Annotated in this window: 7 protein-coding genes and 1 pseudogene; 3 read left to right on the top strand and 5 right to left on the bottom strand. The window is 69.6% G+C overall.

Annotated elements, in window-relative coordinates; translation table 11 throughout:
• The 4 genes and pseudogenes from ACFWP5_RS50915 to ACFWP5_RS50900 form a co-directional block, all read right to left on the bottom strand.
• A partial coding sequence (locus tag ACFWP5_RS50915; RefSeq protein ID WP_384173766.1) for an LLM class flavin-dependent oxidoreductase occupies nt 1-413 on the bottom strand: 413 nt, incomplete at its 3' end.
• A 91-nt stretch (nt 414-504) separates the two neighbouring features.
• Complete coding sequence (locus ACFWP5_RS50910) at nt 505-1683, bottom strand: damage-control phosphatase ARMT1 family protein (RefSeq protein WP_384173763.1); 1179 nt, start codon at nt 1681-1683, stop codon at nt 505-507.
• Nucleotides 1684-1705: 22 nt separating this feature from the next.
• Nucleotides 1706-2353, bottom strand: a complete 648-nt coding sequence (locus ACFWP5_RS50905) for a ScbR family autoregulator-binding transcription factor (RefSeq protein ID WP_384173759.1) — start codon at nt 2351-2353, stop codon at nt 1706-1708.
• Nucleotides 2354-2686: 333 nt separating this feature from the next.
• Nucleotides 2687-4141: pseudogene (locus tag ACFWP5_RS50900) on the bottom strand (S8 family peptidase); the annotation flags it as partial.
• A gap of 336 nt (nt 4142-4477) precedes the next feature.
• Between ACFWP5_RS50900 and ACFWP5_RS50895 the strand changes: the two are divergent.
• A complete protein-coding gene (locus tag ACFWP5_RS50895) occupies nt 4478-5431 on the top strand; it encodes a lytic polysaccharide monooxygenase (RefSeq protein ID WP_384173756.1) in 954 nt (317 codons plus the stop codon).
• 40 nt (nt 5432-5471) lie between these two features.
• Here ACFWP5_RS50895 and ACFWP5_RS50890 read toward each other — a convergent pair whose 3' ends face one another.
• Complete coding sequence (locus ACFWP5_RS50890) at nt 5472-6122, bottom strand: Tat pathway signal sequence domain protein (RefSeq protein ID WP_384173753.1); 651 nt, start codon at nt 6120-6122, stop codon at nt 5472-5474.
• Between the two features lie 665 nt (nt 6123-6787).
• Between ACFWP5_RS50890 and ACFWP5_RS50885 the strand changes: the two genes are divergently transcribed.
• On the top strand, nt 6788-7471 hold the full coding sequence (locus ACFWP5_RS50885) for a DUF6230 family protein (protein ID WP_384173750.1): 684 nt from the start codon (nt 6788-6790) through the stop codon (nt 7469-7471).
• Nucleotides 7471-7911 (top strand): DUF6114 domain-containing protein, encoded by a 441-nt coding sequence (locus tag ACFWP5_RS50880; RefSeq protein ID WP_384173747.1) that lies wholly within the window; start codon nt 7471-7473, stop codon nt 7909-7911. Before ACFWP5_RS50885 ends, ACFWP5_RS50880 begins: the two co-directional genes overlap by 1 nt.
• Nucleotides 7912-7957 lie beyond the last annotated feature (46 nt).

Below are 7957 nucleotides of genomic sequence, written 5' to 3'. Positions count from 1 at the left end.
CGCCACAACTGCCGTACGGCAGCGAGATGTTCGTCCATCCGGCGCCCCCGCCCCGCGAACGGGACGCCTACGGCCGCGAACTCCTCGGCGTCCCAGCCGGTGCCGACGCCCAGGGTGAAACGGCCTCGGGAGAGCCGGTCGAGGGTGGCCGCCTGGTGGGCCACGACGACCGGGTTGTACAGCGGCAGGACCAGCACGCTGGTGACCAGCCCGATCCGCCGCGTCGCCCCGGCCACCGCGGCCAGCAGGACCAGCGGATCCGGGGTCACTCCTGACGCACCGGCCACCGCGTGACCGCTCGCGAAGACATGGTCGAGGCCCAACTCCTCGGCCCTGACGGCGGTTTGGAGGACCTCGTCCAACTCCCCCTCCCGGTCGGGCCACAGACGGTGCGGTGCCACTCCGATACGCATCTCGGTCGTACTCCCCTCGTGCGACAACAAGGTCCGACAGGAACGTCAGTGCCCGGCCCAACACCACAGGGGGCGCCGGTCATACCCCGCGTCAGGCCCGCACCTGGATCAGCGCATGCGTGCCGCCCGTACGCCAGCGTTGCCCCTCCGCCGCGACCAACGCGGCCTCCGTACGGGCGTCCAGGCCCGTGATCACGTCGGACTTGAGGGTGCGCAGGGCGGCGACCGGGCCCGGGAAGTAGGCCGTGACATCTTCGAACGGTGTGGTGGGGGCCCAGAGGCAATCGCCCACCAGGCGGCGGTAGTTGAGGTCGCCCTTCACGATCGTCAGGGTGGCCGCGGCGAACTCGGCGCGGAGGTCGGCGGGCATGTCGGCGTACGGCAGCGGGGCGCAGGAGAAGGGGTGGGCGCGCACGGTGAGGCGGCCGTCGGCCATGGCCGACCAGAGACGGCGGCCGTACGTCGCCGCCGCACCCGGCGCGCCGGTCAGCCGGTGCAGGGCGTCGACCACGTCGGCGGTCGTGGCGTCGGAGACGTAGTACGGGTGGGGCTTGATGTGCAGGACCGCGCGCTCGACGCGCCCCTGGTCGAGGAGGTGGGCCAAGAGCAGGAGATCGGGGATGAGTTCGCGGCCGGCGTTGTCGGCGACGAGGCAGAGGGTGCCGTTGCCGGAGAGGAGTGACCACAGTCGCTCGCTGTCGTCGGCCACCAGGGCCGGGACCGGGGCCTGCGAGGCCGACTCCGCTCCGGCCGCCGAAAGGCGGAAGCCCAGGTCGGCCCGGTTGCCCCAAAGGGAGCCGTGCAGCAGGGACTTGGCGCGCTCCTGCGGCGGCTCGGCCTCCAGCTCGTCGAGTGCGGTGAGTTCCTCGTCCGTCTCGGGGGCGTCGAGTTCGGCGCGTTTGAAGGGGCGGAACGGGTCGATTCCCTGCCAGGCGCCGGGGCCGAAGTAGCCGACGGCGTCGAGGAGTTGGCGGTAGAAGTAGCTCTCGGACCAGAGCCAGGGCACGTCGTACCAGGACTGTCCGGCGTACTTGTCGGTGCCCCACGCCGCCCACTGGTCATGGTCGGGGGCGTCGGCCGGGAGGGGTTCGATCGTGCCCTCGGTGCAGTTCTTCAGGAGGGCGTCGAGGGCGCGGTGCTGCCCTGGGTCGTACGGGAAGGCGTCCCGGACCTGTTGGATGATCGCGGGGTGCCGTTCGGCCAGCACGCTGCGGGGGAACGAGCCGGGCTCGTTGCCGAGGATCACGGGCGCGGTGGGGGTGTCGGGCATGCGCCTCACCGTACCGGGCGGGTCAGTCGGTCTCGATCTCCCGCTCCAGGCGCGCGGCGAGGCTGAGATAGCGGCCCCGGCGGTGGACGGGGACCAGGCCGCGGATCACCAGGTGCCACATCTCGGCCGTTCTGCGGGGCTGTAACGCGACCGGTTCGAGGGTGCGGCCCAGGACGCGGATGCCGACGAAGAGGCCGACGAGCGTACGGGCCACGGCGTCCACGTCGGTGTCGGGGTGTGCGTCGGCTTCCGCGACCGCGCCCGCGAGTTTGCGAGAGGCGATGTCCAGCCACTCGGTGAAGGGGTGCGGCATCGGGGGCCGTACCTCGATCTCCCCTGCGGCGAGGCGGAGTCCGGCGCGCGGGATGGGGCCCTCGACGGCCAGTCGTGTCATGCCGAACGTGACACGTATCAACGTCTCCAGTGAGGAGTAGCCTCGGCCGTCCATCTCCTTGGAGATCTGGCGCGAGGCCTTGGCCTGCATCTCCAGGATCGTGTGGGCCAGGTCTTCCTTGGCCGCGAAGTGGAAGTACAGGGCGCCCTTGGTGACCTGGGCTTGGTCGACGATGTCGCTCAGGCTGGTGGATTCATAGCCCTGCCGGTCGAACAGCTCGGCGGCGGCCGTGATGATTGTTGTGCGGGTCTGTTCGGCCCGTAACTGCCTCACCATCGACTGAAACACTCCCGACGAAGGAAAAACAACGGCCCGTGCCGTTTTTTCTTACCCCCTGTACACAGTAGCTCACCCTGCGGCGGTATAGACCTTGCACCCGAAGACCGCCAACTCCCCTCACGTTCCCATCACTTGCGTCTCTGCGTCACCCCTGCCCCGACTCTTGACCACTTTCGGTGGCTGTGGCACGTGTCAACACCGTTTCCCGGCCAAACGGAAGACCGACCGCCCGGTGAGGCGCCCCGAGGAAGCGCCTCACCCTACGGGTCAGTCGGTCTGTTTCTGTGGATACCCTGTGCCGCCGACCTACCGGGCGGAGGGCGCGATGCCGCTGCCTGCGCTCACGGCCTGGACGGTCTTGGCCGCGTCCGCGAGTCCCGCACCGCAGCCGCCGGAGCAACTGCCGGGCAGGGCGCGGGCGTTGGCCTTGATGGCCGACTCGATCCGGGCCGGAGTGAGCGCGGAGTCGGCCGACTTCATGAGCGCGACCAGGCCCGCGATGTGCGGGGTGGCCATGCTGGTGCCCTGGTAGTAGGCGTACGACTCGGTGGACGGCGTCTTCGTGCCGGAGTTCAGCGTGGAGTAGATGCCGTTGGCGGTGCCGGTGCCGGTCTGGCCGCCGGGGGCCGAAATGTCCACCGCTGAGCCGTAGTTGGAGTAGGACGCCCTGGCGCCGGCGCGGTTGGTGGCCGCGACCGAGATGACGTTGGCGCAGTTGCCCGGGGAGTGGTTCGCGACGTTGTCGTTGTCGTTGCCCGCGGCCACGACGACCGTCGTGCCGCGGTTCACGGCGGCGGTGATCGCGCTCTGGGTGGCCGAGGTGCAGGCACCGTCGCCGCCCAGGCTCATGTTGATGACCTTGGCGATGTTGCCGTTGGCGGGGACGCCGGAGACGGTGCCGCCGGACGCCCAGGTGATGGCGTCGATGATGTCGGAGTCGTAGCCGCCGCACTTGCCGAGGACGCGCAGCGGGGAGATCTTCGCGCCGTAGGCGATGCCCGCGATGCCCTTGCCGTTGTTGGTGGCGGCGGCGATGGTGCCGGCCACGTGGGTGCCGTGCCAGGAGGAGTTGCTCGCCCCGATGCCCGAGCCGCACTCGCCTGCCGCGTAGTGGTCGCCGGGGTCGGCCGGGTTGCTGTCGCGGCCGTCACCGTCGACCGAGACGGCGGTGTCGGTGATGAAGTCGTAGCCGGCGACGATGTTCGCGGCGAGGTCGGAGTGCGTGACGTAGCCGGTGTCGATGACGGCGACGGTGACACCGCTGCCGGTCGACGTCGGCCACGCGGCGGGCACGTTCATCCCGGCCGTGGACTCGAAGAGGTCCCACTGCTTGCCGTACCCGGTGTCGTTCGGGTCGGCCTGCGGGGTGTTCAGCCGGTCCGGTACGACGTAGGAGACCTGCGGGTCGGCCCTGAACTCGGCGATGACGTCGGCGACTTCGGTCGTGCTGTGCGCGTCGCCGAGGCCGACGAGGGCGGCGCCGGTGCCGAGTCGGCGCTGGAAGTCGACTCTCCCGCCGGTCTCCTGACCCTTGGCGGTGGCGTCGGCCTCGGCCGCTTTGTTCGAACTCGCTTCTGCGGCACCGGACTTGTAGCCGACGATGAGGCGCTCGGCGAGGGTGCCGGGGGCGGCCTCGGTCTGTCCGGGCAGGGCCGGTGCGGTGGCCCGGGTGGGGGGTTCCTGGGCGACGGCGAACGAGCTGGCGGCTGTGGCGAGGAGGGCCGCGGAAACCGCGGCGACGGATATCAGGGTCCGTCCGACGGGGAATGCCGTAGGAGAGCGCAAGGGCTTGCCTTTCGTGGCCGTACTCCAAGCAGCGCGGAGCGGCGGTCGATTCGCTTCGTCGTCGAAGCGGCGGGGGGTCGATCCAGAGGGCGCCGGGCGCGGGCAGCAGCCTCGACAGGGGTTGCCTGTGGGTCAGCTGTGGTCAAACGATAGGCAAAGAGAAGGTCATAAAGATACGGGGGAAACCCTCGATCAGGCTGGAAACGACCCCTGGGTATCCGCCCGTTGACCGGATACATCCTGGTTCACGGCGGTGGAACGAACTGAACGCGCCGGGCCCGCTTCCCGTATTGCACGAACAGACCGTTGCCGCCCCCGGCCGAGGAGACGTTCCGGATGCCCCGGATGACCGCACATCGCACTGCCATGGCGGCCGCCGCCATGGCCCCGCTGCTGCTCACCGTCTGGGCGGCGGGTCCGGCGCAGGCGCACGGGGCGCCGACGTATCCGGTCAGCCGGGTCTACGCCTGCTCGCCCCAGGGCGGCAGTCAGGCCCAGTCGGCGGCGTGCAAGGCGGCGATCGCCGCGAACGGAGCGCCCTTCACCTACTGGGACAACCTCCGGGTCCCCAACGTGAACGGGCGGGACCGGCAGGTCATCCCCGACGGGAAGCTGTGCGGCGGTGGACTGCCCGACTACAAGGGGCTGAACCTCGCCCGTACCGACTGGCCGTCGACGCGGCTGACCCCGGGGGCGAAGCTGACGATGACGTACGCGTCGACGATCGCGCACACCGGCACGTTCAAGTTGTATCTGACGAAGGCCGGTTACGACGCGTCGAAGCCCTTGACCTGGTCCGAGCTGGCGACGACGCCGTTCGCCGAGGTGAAGGACCCGCCGCTCACCGGTGGCGCGTACCGCATCAAGGCGACGCTGCCGACGGGCCGGACCGGGCGCCAACTGATCTACACGATCTGGCAGAACAGCAGTACCGAGGACACCTATTACTCGTGCTCGGACGTGGTGTTCCCGGGAGGCAGCGCCTCTTCCTCGTCCTCTTCGTCCTCGTCGACAGGGACGGCCGGTTCGAAGGGCAAGGCGGCGAGTCCGTCGTCGTCCGCGGTCAAGTCCCCTACGGCCGCGAGCCCTTCGGCGCAGGCCCGGGAATCCGCTACGGCACAGAAGGCGTCCCCCACCGAGGAGAGCACCGCGCCGGGCAGCAGTCCGGTGGCGTCCGACACCGACGCCGCGTCAAGCGGCCCTTCGGCGCCCATGGTGGCGGGCGGCGCCGCCGCGGTGCTGGTGCTCACCGGGGGCGCCGCCCTGGCCCTGCGACTGCGCCGACGCTGAACTCGGCGCGCACAGAACCTACTTACCGCTCCTCAGTTGATCAGTTGGTGTAGACCGCCGCGCCGCCGTCCGTCACCGGGGCGTACTTCGCGGTGAAGTAGCCCGCGCTGAAGCACAGGGACGAGCCCGAGGTCTTGGTGAAGGCCTGGCTGGTGAAGTTGATGCTGGTGTCGGTGTTGCTCGCCGTGCCGGTCAGGCTGGGCGCCTGGTAGACGCAGGTGATGCTGCCCAGCAGCGTGGTCAGCTTGACCGTGGTCTGGATGGTGGAGCCGCTGGCCGGGGTGACGGTCAGGGTGCCGTCCGAGACGGCCGCGGTGGTGTACGGCAGGTTGTCGACCGTGATGCTGGTGACACCGGTGACGCCGAGGACGTTGCTCGTGCAGCTGCTGCTGTCGAAGCTCTGCCCGGAGACGGACTCGGTGGCGGTGCCCGGCGCGGTCGGGTTGGCGGTGACGGTCGCCGTGAACTGCGACGAGGTGCACTTGATGCCGCTGGTGCCGGTCGCGCTGGAGTACAGGGTGGCGCTGGTGCCGGTGGCCAGGGGCGCGGTCAGCACATCGCCGACGGCGACGGCCGTACCGCCGAGGCTGCCGGTGGTGAGCACGGTGTCGGCCGCCGACGCCGGGGCGATGAAGGGGAGGGTGAGCGCGGCGACGGAGCCGACAAGGGTGAGGACGGTGCGAGTACGCATGCGGGTGTACCTCTTCTTTCGAAGTAGAGGGTCGAACCGGGGGGTTCTTGGGGGGTGGGGTAACTGGGGGTCGGGGCGCGCGAGTTCGCCGCCGCCGGCCCGTGACGCCTTCTCCGTACGTGACGGGCCGGGGCGGCGGTCGCCGGTGACCGGCCGGAGGCCCGCGGGGGTTGGGGGTCTCCGGCCGGGCCGGGCGGTGGGGCGGACGGCACGACCAGGGGGGAAGCGGCCGTGCCGGGCCGCGGGGGTTCGGACTCTGAGGGCGTGAAGTGCCCCTGCGGAAAGGGAAGTCCGGGAACGCGGCTCGTGCCGCGCGGCGGATCCGGCGCCACGGATCCGGCAAACAAGGGAGAGTTGTAGACCTGAGTGTCCGTCAACGTCAAGGGATGCAGGGCAAGTTGATGTACAAGCCGAGGCCTGGCGGGGGTGCGGGAAAGCCTTGCCTCACAGGTGACGCATCATCAACACTCTTTTTTCACAACTCTCTTGACCCCTCAATGTAACCCCCGGTAACTTCCTCGTCGGCTACTGCTGCGTAACCTTGAAAGCCCTTGCACCCGCCGGGAGTTGTGGGGAGGGATACGCCGCACTCGCTGTCCGCGCCAGGACAACGCGCCACCTCGATACCGACTCGCGTTGAACCAGAGCAGCACATGGGAGCAGACATGGCTTCACCCTCGGACGCCAACCCGTCCAACGGAAACACCCCTGAGCAGCCGGAAAGCGGTTCCGTACCCGAGACCGCCGAGGGGCCTGAGAGACGCGGTCAGGTCCGACTGCGCCGTGCCGCGGTGATGGCGGTGCCGGCCACGCTGATCGCCGCGACCCTCGCGGTGCTCACCGCCCAGGGCGCCCTGGGGGTGCAGTTCTCCATCTCCGGCATGCCGTTCACGGTCACCGCCAAGTCCCTCGACGGCACGGGCTTCGAGCAGTTCGGCGACCTGGACAGCATGATCCCGAACAGCCCGAACGAGGGCGACACCGGCGGGCAGGTACTGATCATCACCTCCGCCATCAAGAACGCGACGCTCGACAGCCTGTGCCAGAGCGTCGACCTCGGCGGGGTCAACCTGCTGATCAAGGCGGGCAGTGGCGCGACGAAGGTGACGGCGAGCGACCTGACGACCGACTCGACCGAGCTGTCGGGTGACGCGTCCTTCAACAACATCGAGATCGGCAACGACGCCAGCACGCTGAACAAGGCGGGTGTGCAGGGCAAGAAGGGCGTCTTCAGCCAGCAGGCCGACACCGTGCACATCGCCAACCTCCGGCAGACCAACTACGCCACCACGGCGGGTGTGTTCAAGCTGCCGGGCCTCAAGCTCAGCTTCAGCGACACGGGTTGCTGATGTCGGAGAACCTGCCACAGCAGGGGAAGGGGCCCGCCTTCCGGCGTTGGCGGGCCCGCCGTCCGTTCTGGGGTGGGCTGTTGCTCGCCCTGGGCGGCGGGGAGATCCTGCTCACGGAGAAGGTGTCGCTGAAGGTCGCGATGCACATCGGGATGCAGGGCATGACCGGCTACCTGCTGCCCGTGATGATGATGCTGTGCGGACTGCTGATCCTCTTCAGCCCGGGCCAGCGGCTCTTCTACTCGATCGTCGGGATCCTCTGCACCCTGGGCAGCTGGCTCACCTCGAACCTCGGCGGCTTCTTCATCGGGCTGCTGCTGGGCATCGTGGGCAGCTGCATGACGTTCGGCTGGCTGCCGGACCAGGAGCCGCGATCGGAACGCCGACGCCGCAAGCGCGAGGCGAAGACGAGCACGAAGTCCCTCCAGCACCAGTCCTGACCCCTCCCCCCGGCCCCGGCGACTGCCGGGGCGCGACGCGTTCCCG

Origin of the sequence: Streptomyces sp. NPDC058469 (assembly GCF_042721125.1) — a bacterium.
Taxonomy (GTDB): Bacteria; Actinomycetota; Actinomycetes; order Streptomycetales; family Streptomycetaceae; genus Streptomyces.
This window is presented reverse-complemented; position numbering and strand designations above follow the sequence as displayed.